General features: G+C 58.7%; 29 protein-coding genes. 6 read left to right on the plus strand and 23 right to left on the minus strand.

All coding sequences use genetic code 11. From position 1 onward, the window contains the following. Positions 1 to 62: 62 nt before the first annotated feature. From L6758_RS05750 to L6758_RS05810, 13 genes are all read right to left on the minus strand, one after another. Complete coding sequence (locus L6758_RS05750) at positions 63 to 377, minus strand: DMT family transporter (RefSeq protein ID WP_185173745.1); 315 nt, start codon at positions 375 to 377, stop codon at positions 63 to 65. A 357-nt stretch (positions 378 to 734) separates the two neighbouring features. Beyond that, the gene (locus L6758_RS05755) at positions 735 to 2,027 is read right to left on the minus strand and encodes a DUF418 domain-containing protein (protein ID WP_237205102.1); all 1,293 of its coding nucleotides are present in this window, start codon (positions 2,025 to 2,027) and stop codon (positions 735 to 737) included. 348 nt (positions 2,028 to 2,375) lie between these two features. Further along, entirely contained in the window at positions 2,376 to 2,702 is a 327-nt protein-coding gene (locus L6758_RS05760) for a hypothetical protein (RefSeq protein WP_237205103.1), read from the minus strand. 135 nt (positions 2,703 to 2,837) lie between these two features. Continuing rightward, on the minus strand, positions 2,838 to 3,287 hold the full coding sequence (rplI, locus tag L6758_RS05765; RefSeq protein ID WP_135011324.1) for a 50S ribosomal protein L9: 450 nt from the start codon (positions 3,285 to 3,287) through the stop codon (positions 2,838 to 2,840). A gap of 22 nt (positions 3,288 to 3,309) precedes the next feature. Continuing rightward, the gene (gene rpsR / locus L6758_RS05770; protein ID WP_004005948.1) at positions 3,310 to 3,546 is read right to left on the minus strand and encodes a 30S ribosomal protein S18; all 237 of its coding nucleotides are present in this window, start codon (positions 3,544 to 3,546) and stop codon (positions 3,310 to 3,312) included. A 130-nt stretch (positions 3,547 to 3,676) separates the two neighbouring features. Further along, positions 3,677 to 4,345, minus strand: a complete 669-nt coding sequence (locus tag L6758_RS05775; protein ID WP_237205104.1) for a single-stranded DNA-binding protein — start codon at positions 4,343 to 4,345, stop codon at positions 3,677 to 3,679. A gap of 88 nt (positions 4,346 to 4,433) precedes the next feature. After that, positions 4,434 to 4,739, minus strand: coding sequence for a 30S ribosomal protein S6 (gene rpsF, locus L6758_RS05780; RefSeq protein ID WP_135011322.1), 306 nt, complete (start codon positions 4,737 to 4,739; stop codon positions 4,434 to 4,436). A 176-nt stretch (positions 4,740 to 4,915) separates the two neighbouring features. After that, positions 4,916 to 5,269, minus strand: coding sequence for a TM2 domain-containing protein (locus L6758_RS05785; RefSeq protein ID WP_237187013.1), 354 nt, complete (start codon positions 5,267 to 5,269; stop codon positions 4,916 to 4,918). Between the two features lie 25 nt (positions 5,270 to 5,294). Next, positions 5,295 to 6,569 carry a hypothetical protein gene (locus tag L6758_RS05790; RefSeq protein WP_237205105.1) on the minus strand — a complete coding sequence of 425 codons (1,275 nt, stop codon included), beginning with the start codon at positions 6,567 to 6,569 and terminating at the stop codon, positions 5,295 to 5,297. A 90-nt stretch (positions 6,570 to 6,659) separates the two neighbouring features. Beyond that, positions 6,660 to 7,544 carry a hypothetical protein gene (locus tag L6758_RS05795; protein ID WP_237205106.1) on the minus strand — a complete coding sequence of 295 codons (885 nt, stop codon included), beginning with the start codon at positions 7,542 to 7,544 and terminating at the stop codon, positions 6,660 to 6,662. Between the two features lie 2 nt (positions 7,545 to 7,546). Then, positions 7,547 to 8,557, minus strand: coding sequence for an ABC transporter ATP-binding protein (locus L6758_RS05800; protein ID WP_237205107.1), 1,011 nt, complete (start codon positions 8,555 to 8,557; stop codon positions 7,547 to 7,549). Between the two features lie 119 nt (positions 8,558 to 8,676). Beyond that, a complete protein-coding gene (locus tag L6758_RS05805; RefSeq protein WP_237197709.1) occupies positions 8,677 to 9,255 on the minus strand; it encodes a helix-turn-helix domain-containing protein in 579 nt (192 codons plus the stop codon). A gap of 65 nt (positions 9,256 to 9,320) precedes the next feature. After that, entirely contained in the window at positions 9,321 to 10,727 is a 1,407-nt protein-coding gene (locus L6758_RS05810; RefSeq protein ID WP_237199870.1) for a CCA tRNA nucleotidyltransferase, read from the minus strand. A gap of 92 nt (positions 10,728 to 10,819) precedes the next feature. On the opposite strand from L6758_RS05810, the gene L6758_RS05815 reads away from it, so the two are divergent. The 5 genes from L6758_RS05815 (at position 10,820) to trxA (ending at position 15,827) form a co-directional block, all read left to right on the plus strand. Beyond that, positions 10,820 to 11,323, plus strand: coding sequence for an NUDIX domain-containing protein (locus L6758_RS05815; RefSeq protein WP_237205108.1), 504 nt, complete (start codon positions 10,820 to 10,822; stop codon positions 11,321 to 11,323). Between the two features lie 24 nt (positions 11,324 to 11,347). Next, on the plus strand, positions 11,348 to 13,030 hold the full coding sequence (gene murJ / locus L6758_RS05820) for a murein biosynthesis integral membrane protein MurJ (RefSeq protein ID WP_237205109.1): 1,683 nt from the start codon (positions 11,348 to 11,350) through the stop codon (positions 13,028 to 13,030). A 49-nt stretch (positions 13,031 to 13,079) separates the two neighbouring features. Further along, the gene (locus L6758_RS05825; protein WP_237199872.1) at positions 13,080 to 14,342 is read left to right on the plus strand and encodes a serine/threonine protein kinase; all 1,263 of its coding nucleotides are present in this window, start codon (positions 13,080 to 13,082) and stop codon (positions 14,340 to 14,342) included. Between the two features lie 94 nt (positions 14,343 to 14,436). Further along, the gene (gene trxB / locus L6758_RS05830; protein WP_237205110.1) at positions 14,437 to 15,471 is read left to right on the plus strand and encodes a thioredoxin-disulfide reductase; all 1,035 of its coding nucleotides are present in this window, start codon (positions 14,437 to 14,439) and stop codon (positions 15,469 to 15,471) included. A 35-nt stretch (positions 15,472 to 15,506) separates the two neighbouring features. Beyond that, positions 15,507 to 15,827, plus strand: coding sequence for a thioredoxin (gene trxA / locus L6758_RS05835; protein WP_185173759.1), 321 nt, complete (start codon positions 15,507 to 15,509; stop codon positions 15,825 to 15,827). A 462-nt stretch (positions 15,828 to 16,289) separates the two neighbouring features. On the opposite strand, the gene L6758_RS05840 is transcribed toward trxA, so the two are convergent. From L6758_RS05840 to L6758_RS05855, 4 genes are all read right to left on the minus strand, one after another. Continuing rightward, positions 16,290 to 16,583 carry a hypothetical protein gene (locus L6758_RS05840; RefSeq protein ID WP_237205111.1) on the minus strand — a complete coding sequence of 98 codons (294 nt, stop codon included), beginning with the start codon at positions 16,581 to 16,583 and terminating at the stop codon, positions 16,290 to 16,292. A 106-nt stretch (positions 16,584 to 16,689) separates the two neighbouring features. Continuing rightward, positions 16,690 to 17,019, minus strand: a complete 330-nt coding sequence (locus L6758_RS05845; RefSeq protein WP_237218612.1) for a hypothetical protein — start codon at positions 17,017 to 17,019, stop codon at positions 16,690 to 16,692. A gap of 425 nt (positions 17,020 to 17,444) precedes the next feature. Beyond that, the gene (locus L6758_RS05850; RefSeq protein WP_237205113.1) at positions 17,445 to 18,554 is read right to left on the minus strand and encodes a ParB/RepB/Spo0J family partition protein; all 1,110 of its coding nucleotides are present in this window, start codon (positions 18,552 to 18,554) and stop codon (positions 17,445 to 17,447) included. 199 nt (positions 18,555 to 18,753) lie between these two features. Next, the gene (locus tag L6758_RS05855; protein ID WP_237187072.1) at positions 18,754 to 19,572 is read right to left on the minus strand and encodes a ParA family protein; all 819 of its coding nucleotides are present in this window, start codon (positions 19,570 to 19,572) and stop codon (positions 18,754 to 18,756) included. Between the two features lie 353 nt (positions 19,573 to 19,925). On the opposite strand from L6758_RS05855, the gene L6758_RS05860 reads away from it, so the two are divergent. Beyond that, positions 19,926 to 20,447, plus strand: coding sequence for a GNAT family N-acetyltransferase (locus L6758_RS05860; RefSeq protein WP_237205114.1), 522 nt, complete (start codon positions 19,926 to 19,928; stop codon positions 20,445 to 20,447). Positions 20,448 to 20,512: 65 nt separating this feature from the next. Here the strand turns inward: L6758_RS05860 and rsmG are convergent, their stop codons facing one another. From rsmG to rpmH, 6 genes are all read right to left on the minus strand, one after another. Next, a complete protein-coding gene (gene rsmG, locus L6758_RS05865) occupies positions 20,513 to 21,163 on the minus strand; it encodes a 16S rRNA (guanine(527)-N(7))-methyltransferase RsmG (RefSeq protein ID WP_237205115.1) in 651 nt (216 codons plus the stop codon). A 3-nt stretch (positions 21,164 to 21,166) separates the two neighbouring features. Continuing rightward, positions 21,167 to 21,697 carry a Jag family protein gene (locus L6758_RS05870; RefSeq protein ID WP_237205116.1) on the minus strand — a complete coding sequence of 177 codons (531 nt, stop codon included), beginning with the start codon at positions 21,695 to 21,697 and terminating at the stop codon, positions 21,167 to 21,169. Between the two features lie 21 nt (positions 21,698 to 21,718). Further along, positions 21,719 to 22,690: a membrane protein insertase YidC gene (yidC, locus tag L6758_RS05875; RefSeq protein ID WP_237205117.1), complete on the minus strand. Its 972-nt coding sequence runs from the start codon at positions 22,688 to 22,690 to the stop codon at positions 21,719 to 21,721. Positions 22,691 to 22,748: 58 nt separating this feature from the next. Beyond that, complete coding sequence (yidD, locus tag L6758_RS05880) at positions 22,749 to 23,153, minus strand: membrane protein insertion efficiency factor YidD (protein WP_237205118.1); 405 nt, start codon at positions 23,151 to 23,153, stop codon at positions 22,749 to 22,751. A 3-nt stretch (positions 23,154 to 23,156) separates the two neighbouring features. After that, entirely contained in the window at positions 23,157 to 23,519 is a 363-nt protein-coding gene (gene rnpA, locus L6758_RS05885) for a ribonuclease P protein component (protein WP_237205119.1), read from the minus strand. 95 nt (positions 23,520 to 23,614) lie between these two features. Next, a complete protein-coding gene (gene rpmH, locus L6758_RS05890) occupies positions 23,615 to 23,752 on the minus strand; it encodes a 50S ribosomal protein L34 (protein WP_083091541.1) in 138 nt (45 codons plus the stop codon). Between the last annotated feature and the right edge of the window lie 488 nt (positions 23,753 to 24,240).

Genomic DNA, 24,240 nt, shown 5'->3' on the forward strand with positions numbered 1-24,240 from the left:
TTTGCTCGCCTTTTTCTCTTCCGCGGGTCCACATACATCACTGCGAATAGGCGCTTGACTCTCTAAGAGGTGACCTTCAGCCCCACAATACCCGCCACAATCATGAGCAGGAAGAGCACCTTAAGCAGGGAAACCGGCTCGGTGCCGGTCGCCATGGCGTAGAGGACGGTGACAGTCGCGCCGATTCCCACCCATACAGCATAAGCGGTACCGGTGGGCAACTCCCGCATGGCATAGGCCAGGCCCACCATGCTGAGAACCAGACCCCCAATAAAGACCAGGGTAGGGGTCAAGCGGGTCAGCCCCTCGGACTTACCCAGGGCCGTTGCCCAGACAGCTTCAAAGAGACCAGAAATAATCAGAATAAGCCAGTGCATAAGCACCCATTCTAGGGGCGCACTCGCACAGTTTAAAACGATGAGGCCGGGTCCCCCGACCCGGCCTCATCCATACACACACATTTACACATCAGGGCTAGGCCCCATGCAAGAAACACACACTACTGCTTTCTTGAGATTCTCCAGGACCACCCTGCGGGCGGCTGCTCTTTCGAACCTTGTACCTCTAGTATGGCGGAGCCTTCTTAAGCTCTTATATACCGTTCCTGTGTGCCAGCTGGGAATGTGGAGCGGTAGTCTGTCTAGGGTTCTTAGCTCGTGTGCAGGGAAAAACGTGCACACACGCCAAGAAACCTAGACAGCCCCCAGGCTGCGGGCGAAGCCTCTGCCCCTCAGCTAATTCAGCCCGCCCTTACCGTAAGACATCCTGCGATGCAGGGCCTCTAGCGGGCCGGGCTTGCCCGCCGCATCAAGGGCCACCGCCACAAGAACCGTTACCAGCCACCCGGCGGTGCCAACCAGCAGGAGCACGGAGGCACCGGCGTCCGCAAAAAGCCCCAGGGCAAAGCCACCGAAGACCACTAAGAAAATCACCGACTGCAGCACATAGCCGGTCATAGACCGCTTACCCAGGGCGATCAGGGGTCGAAGCGGGGCAGGGACGGGGGCACCGGCGTCCACACGCTCCTGAACCCCGGCAAGCGCCAGCGCCAGCAGGGCAATAAAGCCCGGGCCGCCCAGAACCCCCAGGGTCATCGTGAGCACCCCGAAAACGCCGGTAGGCAGCACACCCAGGGCCTCGAGCCCGGCAGGAATACCGGTGCCCAGGGCAGCAACCAGGCCAACCCCGGCCAGCCACACCAGCACCCGGCGGTGACGCGCAGGGTCAGCCAGCACGCCCTCACGCGCCAGCACAAAACCCAGAAGCATCAGCGGGAGCAACATAAAAGCCTGCAACGGCACACCGAGGAAGCTACCGAGCAGCACAATCAGGCCGTTGAGCAGTACCGACCAGTAGCTCGTTATGGGTAGTAGGCCGCCGCTGCTGCCCCCGCTCAGTAGCTCCTGGAGCTGGCCAGCGCCGAGCACCGCCTCAAGTAAAAGCACCCCGGCCAGAGCCACCAGGTTGGTCACGGCAAAGAGCGTTCCAGCGATCCAGAGCAGAACCTTGGTGCGCACCGCAATCAGGCAGGCCATGAACAGGCCAATCAGGCCGTAAGCCAGCATGATGTCGCCCCAGAAGAGAAAGACCATGTGCAGGCCGCCAAAGATCGCCAGCATACCGTAGCGGCGGGCAATCACTCCGCGGGCCTTCGGTAGGGGGTAACCGCGCCGGTAGAGGCTGGCGGCAATCAGCCCCACACCAAAGCCCAGCAGGGTCGAGAACATGGGGAAGCCGCGGGCATGCACAAAGGAGGTGGTGAACATAATAGTCAGCTTGTCCCAGAAGCTCCCGTCGACCACCCGCCCGGTCATAGACGCCGGGCCGCCCGCAAAGAGCACCCAGGCTGTAGCCACGTTGGCTACCGCAATACCCCAGAGCATGAGCCCGCGGGCAACGTCGGGCACCAGCATGCGCGAGCGGGTGGATGACGCCTGGGCCTGTGATGGCTGAGGCTGCGGAGCCAAGGCCTGCGAGGGCTGAGCCTGTGGTTGTTGTCGATGAGAGGGCTGGATAGGGTGCTCCATTGCTACCTTTCGTGTGTGGGTACCTACTTCTACCCTAGAGAAAACGAGTAGGTGGCGCATCCGCCGGACGGGTGAAAAGAGACCCTCAACAGTGAAAACAACTTAAACACCGATGGCGAGACCCCCATACTGGTCTCGCCATCGGTGAGTGAAAGCCGGGTTCAGCATTACCCGGTTTTCGAAGCACACACACATTCGCTTCTTGTAGCCTTTCGAGCTGTTATATCCATATAACCGCACTAGGCTTGAACTGGGTTTTGAGTTGCCTGGGAGCAAGCTGGGTATTTTTTCGGACGCCCGTGGGCGCTTCCCGGGCACGGGCAGGCACCGCCCCCCCCCGGGGAGTTCCTAGGAGAAGTAGCCAATCAGGAAGAACCAGAGCACCGGGTTAGCCAGCACAGACACCACCAGAATCATGATGAACCAGGCCGTGTGCCGGGCAAAGCGCAGCAGACCCACCAGGGCCAGCACAAAGGCCAGGGTAGCCGCTACGACAGAAACAGCCATAAACCCCAAGAAGGTGGCCAGAACCGTTGAGGGCGACCCCACGTTCACCACGAAAGCCAACACCAGCGTCAGCACCGCCAGGCCCTCGGTCACCGCAGCTGCAAACAGCATCTGGGTGCTCTGTGGGCGGCGGGTGCGGGTAGAAGAAGGTGTTGATCGTAAAGCCATACCCTCTAGCATGCCAGATTCCCCTGTGAAACCGCACCCGCTACCCTGCCCCACGCAAGAACGCCCCGCTCCCCACCAAGGGGGAACGGGGCGTCCTGATGCTGCTAGAAGCCTAGCGAATAATCCTCAAGGGAATTACTCAGCTACAACGTCCAGCTCAACGTTAGCTACAACGTCTTCGTGCAGACGCACAGAAACGGTGTAAACGCCGGTGCGCTTGATAGCGGAACCGAGGTTGATCGCACGCTTGTCGACGGAGCCTGCGCCTGATGCCTCAATGGCGTCAGCAACGTGCTCAGCCTTAACGGTGCCGAAGAGGCGGCCGTCAGCGCCAGCCTTGTGAGCAACAACAACGGGCTTTGCTGACAGAGCAGCTGCGGTTGCCTTTGCTTCTTCAAGGTTAGCCTTGGCGCGAGCAGCGCGTGCTGCGCGGATGGACTCAACCTGCTTTTCGCCGCCTACAGTCCAGGTGACTGCGAAGCCACGGGGCAGCAGGTAGTTACGTGCGTAGCCGTCCTTTACAGTGACGACGTCGCCAGCGGCACCGAGGCCGGTGACTTCCTGAGTAAGAATGATCTTAGCCATGTTCTTCTACTCTCCTATCGATTTAGCGGCCAGCGCCTGAGTAGGGCAGCAGTGCAACTTCGCGGGCGTTCTTGATTGCCTGGGCGATCTTGCGCTGTTCCTGAACGGTCACGCCGGTGACGCGACGTGCACGGATCTTGCCGCGGTCGGAGATGAACTTACGCAGAAGTGCGACGTCCTTGTAGTCGATTACGGTGACGTCAGCAGCCTTCAGGGGGTTCTGCTTGGGTTTGGGCTTGCGGATTTCAGCCTTAGCCATCGTGGTGCTCCTTTTTCTGGTGGGAGCCCGCGGGATAAACCGCGGGATGGATGAATATTTTGTCTTGGTTCAAAGAAGGACGCCGGGCGCCCCTTCCCTTCTGCCGTGCAGGCGGTGCCTGCCCGGGGGTTTAGAAGGGGGGTTCGTCGTCTGCGCCGGATCCCCAGTCGTAGTTGCCACCGGACTGCTGGCCCCAGGGGTCAGCAGCGGGTGCCTGCTGGACAGGTGCGGCTTGGGGGGCTGCTGTGGGTGCGGCAGGGGCAGCGTTGAAGTTGCCCTGCTGTGCGCCGCCGGTGTTGCCACCGAAGCCGCCCTGGTTGCCGTAGCCTGCGCCGCCGCCGTAACCACCCTGGCCACCGGCGTTGAAGCCGTTGCCCTGCTGGTTGCCGTAGCCGCCGCCGAAGCCCTGGTCGCCACCGAAGTTGCCACCTGAGCGCTGGTTGCGGGATACGTTAGCGGAGGCGAAGCGGAGTGAGGGACCGATTTCTTCGATCTCTAGCTCCATGCTGGTGCGGCGTTCGCCTTCTTTGGTTTCATACGAGCGAGACTTCAGACGGCCCTGCGCGATGACGCGCATGCCCTTCTTCAGGGTCTCGGCGACGTTCTCGGCAGCTTCACGCCAGACGCTGGCGCGCAGGAAGAGGGTCTCGCCTTCTTTCCATTCGCCGGACGCGCGGTCGAAGTTGCGGGGAGTCGAAGCGATCGTGAAGTTAGCTACCGCCGCACCGTTGGGGGTGAAGCGAAGCTCAGGATCGCCGGTCAGGTTACCGATGACGGTAATGACGGTATCGCCAGCCATGTGATGCCTCCAGTCGTAATAAGAGTAAGTATTTGAAGTTTTGCACGGGGGTCTGACATTTTAGTGAACAGGGCCCCGTCTCAAACATTTACTTGGAGGAGATCTGCTGATCTTCCGGGCGGATGATCTTGGTGCGCATGACGGATTCGTTCAGGTTCAGAACGCGGTCCAGTTCAGCAGCAGTCTCGGGGGTTGAGGTGAAGTTAACGACGGCGTAGATGCCTTCGGACTTCTTCTGGATTTCGTAAGCGAGCTTACGGCGGCCCCAGATGTCCATGTTGTCAACGGTGCCGTTGTCCTTGGTGACAACTTCGAGGAACTTGGTGAGGGTGGGCTCTACAGCCTTGTCCTCTACCTCGGGGTTGAGGATAACCATCAGTTCGTATGCACGCATGATTAAACCCCTCCTTTGGGCTAAGCGGCTATGGGATTTCCATAGCAGGAGATTACGTACGGTCTGGCCGGTCTCAGGTGTTGGCCGAGCGCCAGCACAGACTTGACCAACTTTACCGCAGGACGCCCGGTTTGGGCAGGGGTGGCGCGGTTAAAGCGGTGTTGTTCACAGCACCATTAGTAGATACGGCGGTTAGCCAGAGCGTTGAGGTAGCCCACGCGTACGGGGATGGTGAAGAGGTCCCAGATCATGACGATGACCAGGGGGATGTAGAAGATCCAGCCGATGAAGGGCACCGCTGCGGTGATACCGCCCGCAATGAGGTTACCTACGATGTAGAAGATGCCCATGATGGGCTGGCGCAGGTAGAACTTATGGGCCCCGAGCCACCAGAGGAAGAAGAAGAGCAGGTAGGCCACCAGGGTGGATTTGGCCTGCACGATGTAAACCGGCTGCCCCTGGGCAAAGGAGCGGGCGCGGCCGGGGTTGTTGATGTAGGTGGGCTGGTAGTGCTGGGGCTGTTCGGGCATGGTCTCCTGCCTTTAGAGGGTGGGCCTAGAGTGAGGCCACAAATTTTTGGAGGGTGGATTTGGAGGCTTCTTCCTCCACGATGGCTTGGCGTAGCTGGGCTTCGCTTTCTTCACTGCCACCAAGGCCCACGCTAATACTTGCTTGGGCTCCATCTGAGACTACCTCAGCATTGATGTAAAAGGGGATGATTTCTCGTTGGGCTTTACCGTCAGCGAGGTAGGTAACCTCGAAGGTCGCCTGGCGGTAGCGTGAGGCCCTCCAGACGCGGGGGTCAGTGCGGTCTGGCACCAGGTAGAAGGCGGGACGATCGGTAAGCTCCCAGGAAACATCGTTAATAACAGCGGTGGAGTCCTCCCCGTGGAGGATCGAGGTAGGGCAGCCCGGGGCATCCAACCGTCGAGCACTTTCGCAACGCTCTAGCCAGGAGGTGATGAGGTTGTTGGTTTCGTTCCACATGCGCGGGGACGGGCGCACGTCGAGGGTGAGCTCCTGAGCACTTGTTCCGTCGCCCGGTAGAGGTGCGGTGACGGTGTGGTCGGCATGCCTGAGGGTGTAGTAGGAGCTGCTGGGCAGGGTGAAATCGTAGGTGCCAGGCAGGGTTGGGATTACCCACTGGTACCCGGCTTCTGTTTCTGTACGGCGCGTAACGGGAAGGTCGAGGGGGTGGCCGTTGACCTGCACCCCGGCGAGCGCTACCGGCGCGGTGAGGGTGAGGTAGGACTGGGCGGGGGTGGCAAGCTGCCAGCTGTCGTTGAAGGGCCCGGTGCGGGGTATCTGGGTGAGTGGCAGGGTGAGCTGGTGGTCTTGCCCGGCAACGGTGGCGAGGACGCTGGCTGTGACCTGCCCGGTGGCATCCTTACTGGTGCCGGTGATGGTGTAGTTTTCTACGCGCCCCTGGGCGGCGCGGTAGATGGAGTTGGTGAGGTAGGTGTAGGTGAAGTCGCTGTAGGCACCGCGGTCGATGCCGGCGATGTAGTCGCCGCGTTCGAGGGCGCTCATGTAGCGGTCCACGCTGTCTTCGGGGGTGTGGGTCAGGGAGAGGTAATTGCCGACAGCGGCCACGAGTACCGCCAGCAGAGTCACAAAGAGAGTGGTGAGGGTCAGGCGGACGCGGACGGTGCGGGCGTCCTTGCGGGTTAGGACGCCGGCGGCGCGCTCGGAGAACTCCCCGACCTGGCCCGGGATTCGGCTTACTCGCTGGATGGAGGTGGTGAAGGTGTCGCGCACAGCCTCGGGACGGGCATGGGAGACGGCACGGGCCAGCCACTGTTCGCCATCCTTTTTCTTGCGCTCAACCATAGCTCTATTGTAAAGCCAAACAATAAGGGTGGTGACTTCTTTCCCCTTGAGAAGAAGTCACCACCCATGCCAGTCAAGAACTAGCTAGTTTTAGCCGCGGGTATCGGTAAGAGTAAACCGCAGGTAACCCAGCAGGGCAGGCACAGCCGCCCACAGGGCAAACCAGGCGCCACCTTCCAGGTAGCCTAAGTCGGCATCTTCACTCAGGTTATAGGTCAAAATAACCCGGCCCAGGCCCGACGGCAGGTAGTTGAAGGCGTCCGCCACCCACTCAAACTGACCCATAAAAATACTGGCAATAATGGGCAGAATCAGAAGCAGGAAAACCACCAGCACAATACCGCCGGCGTTATTGCGGAAGAGGGCACCAAAGCCAAAGCCCATCCAGGACATAAACATGAAGTAAATACCTGCGGCGACCCAGTTCATCAGCAGGCCAGAGTTCATCTCCAGCGCCTCACGGATAGACTCATCCAGCACCGGGTAGCCAACCCAGAAAGCAATCGCAGCCAGGGCAAAACCGATGACGAAAGCATAGAGGGAAATGACCAGGATTTTTGCCAGGTAGAGGGTGCTGCGACGAGGCACAACGGTCATAGAGGTATGAATAGACCGTGTGGCATATTCAGACCCAATGAAGACCGCAGCAATTGAAGCAATCAGCATATTTGCCATATCAATACCCGAAACACCCAGGGTATATGCCATATTGGTAATACTTTCAATACCAGCATTAGTGGACGCCATACCCTGCTCAGCCTGGGCCATGAGCTCCGGGCTGTCCATCATAGAGTTCAACACCTGGGAATAGAGGGGGGCCATACCCACCATCACCACAGCCAACACCAGGGTCATCACCCAGTTAGTGGTCAGGGTACGGAACTTCAGGGCCTCAGACCGCATAACCCCCAAGAAGGAGAGCTTACGCCCAGCGAACTGGGAGGCTGACGCAGGAGCAGAAAGGGTAGCAGTCATGATTAGTTCTCCTTAGCGTCGGTTGAAGTCTGGGTCCAGGGGGCTGCAGGGCCACTTGCAGGGCCTGCGAGCGCCGGGGCGGCGCCGTCCTGGCCGGTGGAGGGGGTGAACTCGGCTGAGTGGTATTCGACCTCGTCGCGGGTCATGTTCATGTAGACCTGTTCAAGGGTGGACTTTTGGGGGGTCAGCTCGTGGAGCAGGACGTCAGTGCGGGTAGCCAGCTGGGCCAGGGCGCGGGCGTCAGCCTGCTCAACCATGAGGCCGTCGGTGTCGACGGGGGTGAAGCTGTAGCCTGCCCCGGTGAGGGTCGCTGCGAAGGCGTCGCGGGCGTCGGTGCGGACCAGGACCTTATTGGAGTCGCCGATGGCGAGGAACTCTTCCATGGAGCAGTTAGCCAGGACCCGGCCGCGTCCGATGACGATGAGGTCGTCGGCGGTTTGGGCCATTTCGCTCATGAGGTGGGAGGAGATGAGGACGGCGCGGCCCTCTGAGGCCAGGTGGCGGGCCAGGTTGCGGACCCAGATGACGCCTTCGGGGTCGAGGCCGTTGACGGGTTCGTCCAGGATGATGTTTTGGGGGTCGCCGAGCAGGGCGGCGGCGATACCCATGCGCTGGCCCATGCCGAGGGAGAAGCCCTTGACTTTTTTCTTGGAGACGGCGGCCAGGCCGATCATCTCGATGACCTCATCGACGCGTTTCTTGGGGATTCCGTGGGTGAGGGCCAGGGAGCGCAGGTGGGCTACTCCGGAGCGTCCGGGGTGCATGGCCTTGGCGTCGAGCAGGGCACCGACGGAGGTCAGGGGGCTTTTGAGGGAGCGGTAGGGTTGGCCGTCGACGAGGGCCTTGCCTGAGGTGGGGTTTTCGAGTCCCACGAGCATTCGCATGGTGGTGGACTTGCCTGCCCCGTTGGGGCCGAGGAAGCCGGTGACTTTGCCGTTGGGCACGGTAAAACTGATGTTGTTGACGGCGGTTTTAGGGCCGTATTTTTTGGTGAGGTTTTTGACCTCGAGCATGGGTCTCCCCTTGGTATGTGTGACTGTTTCACTTTTAACACTAGGGGGTCAGACTGAAGAAAACATCAGTCTACGGGATGAGTTCTTCATACACCTTAGGAATGAAGCAGATATATGGACTACCGCAGGATCTCTACCAGTTCGTCTATCAGGGCTCGTGTTTCAGACCAGTAGCCCTCACTGAGCCGCTGGCTCACGGCAGACTGACTTATCCCAAGTTTTTCAGCTATCTGCTTCTGAGATAACCCCTGACGAGCCATTTCTCCTGCCTGCTGGCGGGTTTCTTGCCGGTCTATTTCAAGACGGGCGAGCAGGCTCAGGGCTCTATCAACCAGCTGAGCTGACGCTACAGACCCAGCGAAGCAGCAGCGTCCTTTTGCTTTTTTAGCCCGCTCAACCGCCCTACGGGCGTACTCAAAAGCGGGCCCGGCCCCTGCCCGAGTTTCTGCAGGTAGCGGGACGTTTACCGGGCCCTCCCCTATACCCACGTACCAGTGACCGGTACGCACCAGAGCAAGAGCGGTTACAAGCGCAGCAGCTGGGTCGTCGAACACCGCTTGGGCTTCGTCGCCTGCGGTGCGCTGGAATGGACGGACTGGGGCGCCGCTACCCTCTAGCCCATCGACAAGGGTAAAGAGGTCGGGGATTCGATCCTTATCACCGGATGAGCCCACCTGGTCAACAGTCAGAACAAACATAAAATAAGCATATAACCTTATATATTCATATATAAGGTTATATACTTATCTCCAAGTTTCTGGCCTTACTTTTTACTCCACTCCAGCAGGCGGGCCGTTGCTTCTTCCTTGCCCAGGGCACCTTCGTCCAAGCGCAGGTTGAGCAGGAACTTGTAGGCCTGCCCCACCTGCGGGCCAGGCTTGATACCCAGAATCGCCATGATTTCTTCACCGTCCAAATCGGGGCGAATGGCGTCCAGCTCCTCCTGCTCGGCCAGCTCTGCGATGCGACGCTCCAGGTCGTCGTAGGCGGACGCGATGCGGTTGGCCTTGCGCTTGTTGCGGGTGGTGACGTCCGCACGGGTCAGCCGATGCAGGCGCTCCAGCAGGTCCCCTGCGTCGCGCACGTAGCGGCGCACCGCAGAGTCCGACCAGCCGGCGTCCCCGTAACCGTAGAAGCGCATGTGGAGCTCTACCAGGCGGGCAACAGCCTTGATGGTGTCGTTATCAAAGCGCAGCTCGCGCATGCGCTTCTTGGTGAGCTTAGCCCCCACCACGTCGTGGTGCAGGAAGCTCACAGCCCCGTTGCTCTCAAACTTGCGGGTGGCGGGCTTGCCAATATCGTGCATGAGGGCGGCAAAGCGCAGGATGAAGTCGGGGCCGGGCACAGCGCCGTCCGCACCGGTTTCGAGGGCGGCAGCCTGTTCCATGACGGTCAGAGAGTGCTGGTAGACGTCCTTGTGGCGGTGGTGCTCGTCGACCTCCAGCTTGAGCGCCGGGATTTCGGGCAGAACAAAGGACGCCAGCCCCGACTCCACGAGCAGGTCAACACCGCGGCGGGGGGCGGTACCGCAGATGAGCTTGACCAGCTCATCTCGCACGCGCTCAGCCGAAATAATCTGAATACGGTCGGCCATATCAACCATGGCCTCAAAAACCTCGGGGGCCAGGTCAATATCCAGGCGGGAGGCGAAGCGGGCGGCGCGCATCATGCGCAGCGGGTCGTCAGAAAAGGACGCCTGCGGGGTACCGGGGGTGCGAATAATGCCCTTCTGCAGGTCCTCCTGACCCCCAAAGGGGTCAACCAGTTCAAGGGAGGGCAGGCGCAGGGCCATAGAGTTGATGGTGAAGTCGCGGCGGAAGAGGTCTTCCTTCAAGTCTGTACCGAAGGCAACAACCGGCTTGCGGGAATCAGGGTCGTACTTTTCAGCACGGTAGGTGGTGATTTCAACCATCTCGTTGCCCTTGCGGATGCCGATGGTTCCGTACTCCTTGCCGATCTCCCAGGTAGCGTCAGCCCAGCCGTCCACCACAGCCAGGGTTTCATCGGGAGTGGCATTGGTAGTGAAGTCCAAATCTACCGAAGTTTCCCCCAAAAACAGGTCACGGACGGGCCCGCCCACCAGGGCCAGCTCGAAGCCAGCGCGGGCAAACAACTCGCCCGCCTCAAGTGCTACCGGGTGAATGAGGGAGGTATCAAAAACATGCGCCATAACCCTTCAATCGTGCCAGCAAACCGCACAAGTTACCACTTACACCCTCAACTTTTAAAACATCACCCCTCTCTATCGGTTAAGGTAGAGACATGACTTTTCCTATTCCCCGGGCACCAAAGAAGCGGGCTTTCACGCCCGTTGCTGCCATGCCCACGGTTGAGGAGGTCTCTGCAGGCGGCGTCATCGTCAACTTTGACGACCGCAACCTGCCCGTTGCTATCATCGCCCGCATCAACCGCGGCGGGCGTCTGGAATGGTGCCTGCCCAAGGGCCACCCCGAGGGGGACGAGTCCAAGGCGGCAGCGGCTGCCCGTGAAATTGAAGAAGAAACCGGTATTTCTGGCGATGTGATTACTTCGCTGGGATCCATCGACTACTGGTTCAATGTATCAGGGCACCGCGTGCACAAGACGGTTCACCATTTCTTGTTCTCTGCAACCGGTGGCGAACTAACCACCGAGAACGACCCCGACCATGAGGCGGTTGATGTCGCCTGGGTCAACATCGATGATTTGGGGCGTAAACTCTCCTTCCCCAATGAGCGGCGCATCGCTGAGATTGCCCGTGAGTACATCATTCACCAGCTCTCCTAGCTGACTGAGTAGATAAGGATTCCCGTGGCACGTTCCGGTGCTTTATCCAGCGCAATTATGGCCGCTGGTACGCTCGTTTCGAGGGTTCTCGGCTTCGTTAAAACCTTCCTGATTACTGTTGCTCTCGGTGCTACAACCACCGTGGGCGATATTTTTGAAACCGCTAACACCCTGCCCAATCTGATTTATGTGCTGGTGGCTGGCGGTATTTTTAATGCCGTGCTGGTGCCGCAGATTATCAAGGCAGCTAAGCACGATGACGGCGGCTCTGACTACGTCTCACGCCTGGTGACGCTGGCGGTCAGCGGTATCGCCGCGGTGACCGCCGTGGTTCTGCTCTTCTCGTGGCCCATCATTGCGGTCATGGGCAGTAAGTGGACGCCCGAGCAGCAGCACTTCGGCTGGATTTTCGCGCTCTGGTGCCTGCCCCAGATTTTCTTCTACGGCCTCTACACGGTGCTGGGCCAGGTGCTGAACGCCCGAGGGGCCTTCGGCTGGTACATGTGGGCACCCGTCCTTAACAACGTGGTGGCTATCGCTGCCCTGGTCGTTTTCATCATGGCCTTTGGCCCCCAGGACGTCACCACCAACCCGCCCTTCCACAACCTGGAGAGCTGGACGTCCGCCCAGACCCTGGTACTTGCCGGTTCAGCAACGCTGGGCGTGGCACTACAGGCCCTGATTCTCTTTATCCCCCTGCGCAAGGTGGGCCTAAAGCTGCGCCCCAAGTTTGGCTGGCGCGGTACCGGCCTGGGTACCGCGGCCAATCTAGCTGGCTGGACGCTAGCTACCGGCGTGGTTTCTAACCTAGCCTTCATGTACCTCACCAAGGTCGCCGCAGGTGTCGTTGGTGCCCGTGAGGGCTTCCTCGCCATGGGCGTGCAAATTCCCGGTGTGCAGGCCCTGAACTACTCATCTATGCTCTACTCCCTGCCCCACGGCGTCATTGGCCTCTCCATCGCCACAGTACTCTTCAACCGCATGTCAGCCGCCTCGCAGGACGACGACCACAGCTCGGTAGCCGCCGCGCTCTCGTCCGGTCTGCGCACCGCATCTATCGCCACCATCTTCTGCGCTGTAGCCCTCATCGTCTTCGCCGGACCTATCGGCATGATCTTCGGTGGCGGCTCCCAGCAAGCAGGTGCGGTCATCGGACAAACGATCATCGCTATGGCTCTCGGCGGACCCCTGCTCACCGTTGCCTTCATGATGGGCCGTGTCTTCTACTCCCAAGAAGATGTTAAAACCCCCTTCTATATTCAGCTCATCACAGCTATCTTCATCTGTATCTTAGGGTTCATCTCATCTCGCCTGGCCCCCCAGTACATCATCTACGGTCTGGCCCTCACCTACCCCCTGCAAAATATCCTCGCGGTCTATCTAAGCCACCGTGTGCTCACCCGCCGTCTGGGCGACTATGGAATACGAGAACTCGTCTCAACCCACGCCCGGGTCTCTTTCGCTTCCATCGGCGCAGGTCTAGCCGGGGCCGCTGCCCTCTACCTGCTAGGTGGCTACACCTTCGACGGATTCGCGTGGGCCTCTCGCGGTAGCGCATTCATCACCGTTGTAGCAGGTGGCACTATCATGGCCATTGCCTACTACGCCATGCTTATGCTTTTCCGCGTACGAGAGATTGATACCCTCGTGAACCCGATTATGGCGAAACTCGGTATGCGCCGCCACACTGCCCGCCACAGAGGGTAAACTCAGTAATCTAACCAATCACTCACCCATTCGCAACGGGAGGCCCCACTTGACACAGCAGATTCCCCTCAACACCCTGCTGGGAGATCGCTACAAAGTCACCGCTCACCTGCTCGATACAGCTAGCGGCGACACCGTGCTTGAGGGCCTTGATACGGTACTTAACCGCAAGGTCTCTATCGTTCTAGCAGCCCCCGAACATACCCGTCTGTTGGTCACGAATGCCCGCAATTCCAGTTCTCTGTCCCGTTCCGCGGTGCAGGTGCTCGACCTGGGCAACCACAGCGAGCGCACCTACCTGGTAACCTCCCACTCCCGCCCCGATACTCTACTCGATGTACTCCTAACCGAGGGCGGCAGCAACTCCGCTGAAGAATTCGGTGAGGAAATCTTTGGTGATACCGGTTCCATGACCGCCCCCAATACCTATGTGGTGGCTAAAGAAAAGCCCACTGACCAGGGCCAGGACGCCGGGCCGGCAGCAGGTGCCGCAGCAGCAGCGGGTGCGACCTCCATCTCCGCTACCCGCACCCTCTCCACCGTAGAGGAAGAACCCGCCGACGAGTTCGAAGAATACGACGCCGAAGAAGAAGGCTACTATGAAGGCGACGAGCCGACCGAACGCAACGGTGGGATGTGGGTTGTCGGTATTGCAGCTGCCTTGCTGCTCGTTATCGGCGCCGGCGCTGTCTTTGCCAGCCTCGGCGGTATGGTGGACTCCGACGCTTCTAAGGACGTTCTGGAAGCCAATGGCACCGCCGTAGCCACCGCATCAGCCAGCGCCTCGGCAAGCGCCTCAGCGAGCGCGTCCGCCTCAGCAACCCCCAGCAAAACTGCCCTGCCCACCCCAAAAATTGAGGGAACCTTCACCCGCACAGTTCCCGCCTCTCCCACCCTCATGGCAGAAAATGACTCTCTCCTGAGCAATCTAACCGATGGTAATGCCTCTACAACCTGGGTCTCTCTCGGTTTCGGTTCTGCTAATTTCGGTGGGCTCGTCGATTCTTTCTACCTCTCCGCCAAGCTCGACGAAGCAACCACCGTCAACAGCATCACCATCAACCAGGTATCAGGTGTAGGCGGCGCTTTCACCGTCTACGCCAACGACTCAGCCTCAATTGACGGAGCCACCGAAATCGGATCCGGTAGCTTCGCAGCTACCGGCGACACCACCGTCCAGCTCAACAAGGACGCCCAGGACGGCAAGACCGAATACATCATCGTCCAGTTCACCAGCGCACCGCAGCTAAGCCAGCCCATCGTATCGGGCTACGTCTACGGCCTGCGACTGGCAGAAATTTCCGTCAAGTAACAGCACATCTACCGCCGGCGGGTGGGTTGGGAATAAACCCCACCCACCCGCCGTTCCATACCCATAGCGCACCAAACCAACCCCAAGGAGAACAATGACCGACAACGCACTCGGCGGCCTCTTCGGCGGCGCCGCTGCCGGCCTCAACCTGGCAGGCTCAGCCACCACTACCGCCCCCGACACCACTGCCCAGAACGACGACCAGACCGTTCACAACGTCATCATTGTTGGCTCAGGCCCCTCCGGCTACACTGCCGCCATTTACACCGCCCGCGCCAACCTCAAGCCCGTCCTCTTTGCCTCATCGATCTCCCCCGGTGGCGACCTGATGACCACCACCGAGGTTGAGAACTTCCCCGGCTTTATCAACGGTATTCAGGGCCCCGAGCTGATGACCAACATCGGCGCCCAGGCAGAGCGTTTCGGCGCAGATATTCGTTATGAGGATGTCGCCGAGGTTGAGCTCGAGGGTGACGTTAAGAAGGTTATTCTGACCGATGGGTCAGTTCACCTGGCGAAGACCGTCATTATTTCCACCGGTTCTGAGTACCGCAAGCTGGGTGTGGACGGCGAATCCCGTCTCTCCGGCCACGGCGTCTCCTGGTGCGCTACCTGTGACGGTTTCTTCTTCAAGGAGAAGGCACTGGCTGTTATCGGCGGCGGCGACTCCGCCCTCGAAGAAGCCCTGTTCCTGACCGCTTTTGCGTCTAAGGTCTACCTGGTCCACCGCCGCGATTCCTTCCGCGCCTCAGAAATCATGGCCCAGCGCGCCCTGGCTCACGAGAAGATTGAGGTTATCTGGGATTCGGTTGTCAAGACCATTGACGGCAATGAGAAGGTCTCTGGCCTAACCCTGTCGAATGTGAAGACCGGCGAAGAAACCACCCTGGATGTTGAGGGGGTCTTCGTTGCTATCGGCTCAGACCCCCGTACCTCCCTAGTGCAGGGCCAGCTTGAGCTGACCGAGGCCGGCACCATCGCCGTAGAGGGCCGCTCTTCACGCACCTCTATTCCCGGTGTCTTTGCCGCGGGCGACGTCATCGACCCCACCTACCGCCAGGCCATTACCGCAGCCGGTTCAGGCTGCGTTGCGGCCCTGGATGCCCAGCACTATCTTGAGGCCCTCTAAGCCTCCCCTAGCCCCTCTACGAAAGGTTATTTATCATGGCACAGCAGGTTACTGACGCTACTTTTGCTGACGAGGTTCTGAAGTCAGACAAGCCCGTCATCGTCGATTTCTGGGCTGAATGGTGCGGCCCCTGCCGCATGGTCGGCCCCATCATCGACCAGCTCGGTGAAGAGTACGGCGATAAGGTCAAGGTGCTCAAGCTCGATGTTGAGAACAACCCCGCCACCGCAATGAAGTACGGCATCACTTCTATCCCCGCCATCTACGTCTTCAAGGACGGCGAGGTTGCCAAGCAGACCGTCGGCGCTAAGCCCAAGGCTGCCCTGGAGCAGGAGTTTGCGGAGTTCCTCAAGTAGGCTTTGCTGCTTCCCTAGACACCCCTGACAAGCCCCTCAGCTTCCTGTTGAGGGGCTTGTTTGTAGCCAGAGAAGGCTGCCAGAGACACCAGAAGAGGGCCGGGATGTTTCACGTGAAACTCAGCAGCTTGACCGCTGTTTCCATCAAAATAGAACTGAAGTCGCATTGCGGAGCAAAAGTAGGCAAAGATTTACTCCTCGTCATTACCCCAATGTATGCGGCGCGGAGGGGAGCTTCTGGGGTAATTCCCCACCGCTCATAGCGAGCTAACCATTGGGCTACTTCAGGACGAGTTTGAGGCAGGTTTTCTGGCAGGGTGGGGTAGACTGTTTGGCTACTTCACGGATGAGTTCAGGTATATCCGCATGTCCCACCTAAAATATCTGTTGCATACGTGCAACAGATGGTGCATGCACGCAACAGATATTTTGAGATATCACTTCATTCGTTTTATAAGGAACTCATTTCTTTTTCTTATCAAGAAGACTAAACCCCCATAATAAAAGCACCAACGGTGTCAACAGGGTCGATAGAGGCGGGTAACTTTTCACCACCACCCCCTGAGGAAAAGAATCCCAAGTGCAGGTATATCCCAGCGGAATAAGAGAAACTCCGGCATCTCCATAGATTGAATCTAGATTTGTTGGACACGAAGTAAACATACGAGAAAAAACAAATACTTCAATAAAGGCAACAAATACCCACAGGGAGAGGGCTATAAAAAATAATTTTTTAGACATATTATCAACCTTCACACACGATATATATTCAGCAAAGGGCAGCTTGAAAATTGAGTTATGTTTCACGTGAAACAGCGATAAATCTCAGAATTTACAATAATTCAACCCTAGAGAGGTGCTTTTAAGATTCTAGAGGGTCCTTGCCAGGGTCATGAATTGACGAGCTCTCCCTGCCGCTTTTCTGGGGCGCTTCAAATCTGGCCGACCGCCCGGGAGCAAAAGAAGAACCATATAATTCCATGGGCTGAGCTAAACCATCACCCACCACAGATTTACCACCGGATGATATATCACCCTTACTAGCGGCAAATTTATTTTTAGAATTTCCCGCTTTAGGCTTTTCCTTAATAACTACACGGCGCACAATGACGACAAAGACAAGGAACATCAAACCGTAAATAATAAAAACACCAAACCAGGAAATAAGTTCATAGAAAAAATTCATCATCATCACCTCCTTGTGATATTCCCAGTATAGAACAACCCCCTCACCACACACACAATATTTACTGCGAATTGGAGAAGTCAGAGCCCCCACGAGAAGGGACCAGATTGGCCCCGCTTGTATGCGTACACATCAAGGAAATCGGGAGAATTTTGGTCCCTACTGCAAAAAACTGAGGCTCTAGAAGCCGCCCTCAGTACCTAACGCGACTTAACCGGCATCCAAGTAAGTTGCACCCTCTTTAAGGCCCTCAGACGGCCGTACAGCGCTTTTTCACCTCTCCACAAGCCCAAAAAAACCTAGATTTCCATTCAAGGTCACCCACATACGCCATGTTTCACGTGAAACATAAAGGAGCGGCACCTACGTTTCACGCAGGTGCCGCTCCCAGGTATCACGGGCAGGCCAGCCAGCTCAGGCTGACCGCTCCCCTATTTTTTCTTGAGCTTGGGATCAATGATGTCAAGAATTCGGTTGAGGTCATCCACCGAAGCGAACTCAATGGTCATCTTGCCCTTACGAGCTCCCAGATTTATTTTGACGTTGGTATCCAGCTTGTCTGCTAGAGCATCTGCCAGATAATCCAGTCGCTCAGAGTGATCTTGGACCTTGGCACCCTTCTTGGTGCGCTCGGGCTCAGCCGAAGATCCTGCAGCTACGAGCTCTTCAACTGCACGCACAGATAAACCCTCATTGACGATTTTCTGGGCTAGAGTCTCAATATCAGCGGCCTTTTTCAGCCCCAGCAGGGCACGGGCATGCCCCGAAGAAATGGTACCGGCAGCAACCCGGCGCTGCACCAGGGCAGGCAGCTTCAGCAGGCGGATAGTATTTGAAATCTGCGGGCGAGAACGACCGATACGCTGGGCCAACTGCTCCTGGGTGGTTCCAAACTCTTCCAAGAGCTGCTGGTAGGCGGCAGCTTCTTCAATGGGGTTAAGCTGCGACCGGTGCAGGTTCTCCAGCAGGGCATCCCGTAGCAGGTCTTCGTCCTGGGTCTCACGAATAATCGCCGGAATAGTGGTCAGGCCCGCACGCTGGGTAGCGCGCCAGCGACGCTCACCCATAATAAGCTCGTACTTTTCAGCACCACCTTCCCGGCTGGGGCGCACAACAATCGGCTGCAGTACGCCGATTTCCTTGATGGAATGCACCAGCTCCTGCATATCGTGCTCGTCAAAGTCGGTACGGGGCTGCTTACGGTTAGGGTGAATATCGGTGACGTTGAGGGTAGCGAAATCGGCACCGGGCACAGGTACCAGACCATCGCCTGCAGCGGCAGTCTCGTCACCAAAGAAGAAATCGACAGGACGCCGGGAACCGCTTGCGGTGCGCAGGGCAGCTCCCATGTCTGCCCGCTTCTTCTTTGATGTTTCACGTGAAACGCTCTTCTGGGCGGGGGCAGGAGCCTCTACACCCAGCCCCAGATCTAGCTGTTCGCTCTCTACCGACTCGGTGCTTTTCTGCTCCACCGGGGGCTTAGCGCTCTCTGGAATGAGAGCTCCCAAGCCACGACCTAGACCGCGTTTCTTCTCTGCCACGTTGACCTCCGTACTCAAAAGTTTTCCTCACCCAAGTCTAGTGGAGTCAGCTCCCCCGCATAGACCAACGGCGCCCTGTTCAAACACAAGGCGCCGTCATTCTTACTGAGCTTGTTCGAAAGGCTACGCAGGCTCACGCTCGCTGCGACCCTACCTTGCCTTTCTTTAGATATTTACTAAAACATCGCAAAGAAGGTGTTTACACTCTTTTTGCCATCTCCATAGCAGCCTTCAGGTAGGCCACAGCACCGGGTGATGCAGGGTCATAGCTCATCACGGTTTGCTGGTAGCTGGGAGCTTCAGAGATGCGCACAGAGCGGGGAATAGCGGTTTCAAGCACCTGCTCAGGGAAATGTTCACGCACTTCGTCAGCCACCTGAGATGAGAGGTTGGTGCGGCCGTCGTACATGGTAAGCAAGATAGTGCTGATGTGCAGATCAGAGTTGAGGTGCTTTTGAATCATGCCGATATTTTTGAGCAGCTGGCTCAGACCTTCCAGGGCGTAGTACTCACACTGAATGGGAATGAGCACCTCCCGGGCGGCGCAGAAGGCATTGATGGTGAGCAGCCCTAGCGAGGGAGGGCAGTCGATAAAGATATAGTCAAGACGCGGCAGTCCGGCAACTTCTCGCGCGGCAGCATAATCAGAGACAGCGCTCTTCAAACGGGTCTCTCGAGCCACCATAGAAACCAGTTCAATCTCGGCTCCTGCAAGATCGATATTGGCTGGAGCGCACCAGAGGTTTTCGATATCGGGGCAGGGCTGCACAATATCTGCCAGGGGCTTGTCGTCAATCAGCACATCGTAGGTAGAGGGAACCTCCACCCCGTGTTCTATGCCCAGCGCGGTCGAGGCATTACCCTGGGGGTCGTTATCTATGACCAGCACATTCATGCCCTTGAGGGCGAGCGCCGCGGCAAGGTTCACTGCGGTTGATGTTTTACCCACCCCGCCCTTCTGGTTAGAGATGGTGAAGATGCGGGTCTCTCGGGGGCGACTGAGGGTTTCACTGGCCAGCTCTTCGAACTGCTGCTTGGCCGAGCGAGCCTGCTGGGTGATGGGGTTATTCTGAGCAGCCACAGCGTCAGTGCGCTCCAACTTTTCACGTGTTTCACGTGAAACATGTGAGCCTCGGTCAGGTTTGGCCAGGGCGTCCTGGGGTTCAGGTGGCAGCCCAAAATCGGGGATATTGGAGATGGTAGACACCGGCTATGCTCCCTCGGTAGGTGTGGTGGTCTCGCTTATCTAAGGTTACCCGCTCTCCCCCACCTCTCGAAACATCGAAAAATAAACACCACTATTATGTTGTTTTACAGATAAAAACCCATGTTTCACGTGAAACACTTTGCGCACCCCTATAATCACTGACCATGACCACCATTCGCAGAGCCCTCCCCCACGACGCCCAGACCCTAGCTGCCCTGTCTGCCACCACCTATGCGCAGACCTTCAACTACTACCCGCCCGAAGACCTCGAGCACTACCTCTCCACCACCTACACCACCGAAAACTACCTCGCCTATCTCGCAGACCCCAGCATCGCCATCTGGCTGGCAGAAGATACGGACGCCGGCACCCCACTGGGCTACGTCATGGCAGGCCCTGCTGGCCTCCCCCACCCTGATTGCAGCGACCAGGACGGTGAACTCAAACGCCTCTACGTCTTAGCGGATCAGCAGGGCTCAGGGCTGGGTACCAGACTGTTAGAGACAGCCCTGGAGTGGCTAGAGGTCGAGTACCCCCACCGTTCTCTCTGGCTGGGGGTCTGGTCTGAAAACTACGGCGCCCAGCGCCTCTACCAGCGCTACGGCTTTGCGCGTGTTGGTGACTACTACTTCACGGTCGGCTCCACTCAAGACTACGAGTTTATTTTCAGAAGAGACCCCCGATAGATTCCACATAAAAAGCCCGGCTTCCCTGTACAGGGAAGCCGGGCTGTGCCGTCCTGGTCTAAAGCCTAGAGGCTTACTCGCACCACGGTGGTGGGCTCTTCGAGCAGGGTCTCGCCAGCGACCAGAATTTCGGTCTCGCGAGCTCCGTACTTGTTGAGCTTCTTTTTGGCCTTGGTGATTTCGTCAGCCGCGCTACGACCCTTGAGAGCCAGTAGCTGGCCGGTGCCGCGCAGAATCGGCAGGGTGATGTCCAGCAGGCCTACCAGGGCAGAAACAGCGCGGGCGGTCACGTAGTCAGCCTCGACCTGCCCCACGGCCTGCTCGGCGCGGGAGCGCAGGATTTCGACGTTATCCAGCCCGAGGTCGTCCACAACCTCGGTTAGCCAGATGACGCGGCGCTCCAGGGGCTCGATGAGGGTCAGTTTGAGGTCGGGGCGGGCAATGGCCAGGCAGAGGCCGGGAAGGCCCGCTCCTGAGCCCACGTCGGCGACGCGGGCGCCGTCCTCGATGAACTCCTCAACCACGGCGCAGTTGAGCACGTGGCGCTCCCAGAGGCGGGGAACCTCGCGGGGGCCGATGAGGCCGCGTTCGATGCCGCTGGTAGCCAGGTGCTCCACGTAGCGCTCTGCCAAAGGCAGGCGGTCACCGAAGATCTGGTCGGCAGCTACCAGGGTAGGGCCAGCCAGTTCGGGAAGGTCGGTGGTTGCTTCGCTCATGGTTTAGTCCTCCGCCGGCATGATGACGATGTGACGGTCGGGGCCAGCGCCTTCTGACTCTGAGTAGAGGCCGTGGGCTGCCACGATGTCGTGCACGAGCTTACGCTCGTAGGAGCCCAGGGGCTCCAGGTGTACCTCGTCGCCGGTTTCTTTGACGCGGGCAATGGCGGTCTCTGCCATGTCAACGAGGGCCTTCTGGCGGCCGGCACGGTGCTCAGCGATGTCCAGAATCAGGCGGGTGCGCTGGCCGGTGGCAGCGAGCACCGAGAGGCGCACGAGCTCCTGCAGGGCGTCCAGCACTTCGCCGTCCTCGCCCACGAGGGCGGTGAGCTCGGTGTTGTTGCCGTCCTCGGTCACAACCGAGAGGTAGGTGCGGCCGTTGCGCACCTCGATGTCGATGTCGCCGTCAATGTCTGCGATGTCGAGAAGTTCTTCGAGGTAGTCGGCGGCGATGTCGCCTTCGTCCTCAAAGCCCTGCTCTGCGGCGTCTTCAAGGACGCTGTCTGCGGCGGTTTCTTCGTAGGCTTCAGTCATGGGTTCCTCCTGTAGCTGCCGCTATTTCTTCTTGTTCTGCTGCTTTTGGCGCTTCTTGCTCATGGGCTGCTGACGCTGGCCGCGGTTGGCACGCTCACGCTGGGCTTCAAGCTCAGCTTCGTGCTCTTCCTTGGTCTTACCAACGGGGGGCAGACCCTTAGCGGCGCGGCGCTCGTTGAGCTCACGCTCGGCCTGAGAGCCGGGGGTGGGGTTGTTCTTGATGACCCAGTACTGCTGGCCCAGTGACCAGAAGTTGGAGACGGTCCAGTAGACGAGCACACCCAGGGGGAAGTTGATACCCGAGATAGCGAAGACCAGGGGCAGCACGTAGAGCATGATCTGCTGCTGGCGGTACATGGGGGACTGCTTGGCGGCGTCCGACATGTTCTTCACAGAGAGCTGCTTGGTGATGTAGAACTGGGTGGCGCTCATGAGCACAACCATGATGGCGGCGATGATGATGGTGGCGGCGTGGTTGCCGTCGCCGGGGCGCATCATAGTGGAGAAGAGGGGGGCGCCGAAGATGTAGGCGTCGTTGAACTGCTCGACCTTGTCGTTGGAGAGCATCAGGATGCTCTCATTGTTGGCAGCTGCGCTGGGTACACCGTTGAGCACCTGGAAGAGGCCGAAGAAGATGGGCATCTGCACCAGGATGGGCATGCAGGAGGCCAGGGGGTTGGAGCCGGTCTTGCGGTAAAGTTCCATCTGCTCCTGCGCCATGGCCTGGCGGGAGAGCTGGTCGGTCTTGCCCTTGTACTTGGCCTGGAGCTTGGCCAGTTCAGGCTGCAGCTCCTGCATACCGCGCATGGCCTTGATTTGCTTCATGAAGAGCGGGATGGTGAGGGTTCGCATGACCAGGGTCAGGCCGATGATGGCCAGCACCCAGGTGACGCCGGACGCGGGGTCCATGCCGATGGCGGTGAAGAGTTCGTGGAATGCCCAGAGAATCGCCGAAACGATCCATTTGAAGGGCCAGAGAATGATGTCGAACATAGTTCTCTCCCTGGCTCGGGTATGTGAGCCGGTTGTGGTGGACTGCAGCCAGTACCTGTTAGTGGTTCAGGTGCTGGTGCGGGTGGTTTAGAAGTATTATTTTGGGTTCGGTGCCGGGGGCGAAGGTGCGCCGCCCGGGTGGAACCGGGTCGAGGCCTCCGGTGGCCCAGGGGTGGCAGCGCAGTAGGCGGCGGACGGTCAGCGAGAGGCCGCGTATGGCGCCGTGGGTGGTGAGCGCTTCGAGCCCGTAGGCTGAGCAGCTCGGATAGTACCGGCAGACGTTGCCGTAGAGCGGCGAGACGATGGCGCGGTAGACCTTGATGAAAGCGATGAGGACGTTCTGGGGCAGGGTGATAGCTGCCTGAACGATGGTGGTGGGCACGACGAACTCGTGGGGGGCCTTATCGAGTAGGACGTCTTCGTCCGTGTGAGCCCCGCTGGGGTGCTGATGGGAGGCGCTCATGGCTTAGAGCTCCTCTCGGGCGGTGGCACCGATTTTTTTGAGGGTGGTGGCCAGCGCGCTGGTCAGGTCTGTTTCGAGGTCGGTGTAGGGGGCGGACGCTGCCGGCGGCAGGGCTCGTACGACCACCTGGTAGCCGGTGGGGTTTTCGGCGACGAAGGGGGCGATGATCTCACGGAGGCGCCGCTTGGTTTTATTGCGGGTAACGGCGTTACCGACGGCCTTGGAGACGATGAAACCGATGATGGTTGGTTCTTCGCCTGTTTTGGCTGTATATAGAACTAAGTTCCGACGCCCTGAGCGGGCGCCGGAACGTGTAGTTGCTGAGAATTGAGCCGAAGCTCGCATCCGGTGCTGTTGTGCCAGCACGTAGTCTCCTTTGTCTTTTCGGTTGTCTCTCGGCGGGCTGCGTGGTCACGCTGGCCTGCACAAGGGGCTAGGCCGAGGCGAGGAGATGTGAAGCCTTATGCTGAGAGGCTTGCGCGGCCCTTTGAACGACGGTTCGCGAGGATGGCGCGGCCTGCACGGGTGCGCATGCGAAGACGGAAGCCGTGCTTCTTGGCGCGGCGGCGGTTATTCGGCTGGAAAGTCCGCTTGCTCATTTGGTTACTCCAAAAATGGTTGGTACGGGGGCCAACCTTTCAACAGTTCTTCGAACAGGTTGACGCTTCTTGCTCGTGTGTTAGCTCCGCCGCGTAAGGGGCGGATATCAGGCCTTAGATATAGGCATAGTCCTAGCACACTTTGACTAAACAACTCTAGAAGAGGTTGCGATATAAGGTCAAGCCCGCTAGGGGTAGGTCTTTAATCACAGGCAGGTGGGAGAGTTTGCCCACACCTGTGGATAGCTTGCGAGCGCGCTCGCCCTAGCGAGAGTTATCCACAGGCACACCGGGGAAAGTTGTAAGTTACAAAAACTGCGGCTTTGAGCTAGCGGTGCGCGGTTTAATCACATACTGTAAACAGGTACTCCCCTCGTTAAATCACAAGTTTTCCACCCTGTGGATAACATGGTGATAAATCGGTGGGCCCTGCGGCTAAGCTGTGGGTAAGTTTTTTGCGTGACCTGAGATTAAAGGAGAGCCAGTGG

This window comes from Rothia nasimurium (assembly GCF_928382285.1).
GTDB classification, from domain to species: Bacteria; Actinomycetota; Actinomycetes; order Actinomycetales; family Micrococcaceae; genus Rothia; species Rothia nasimurium_E.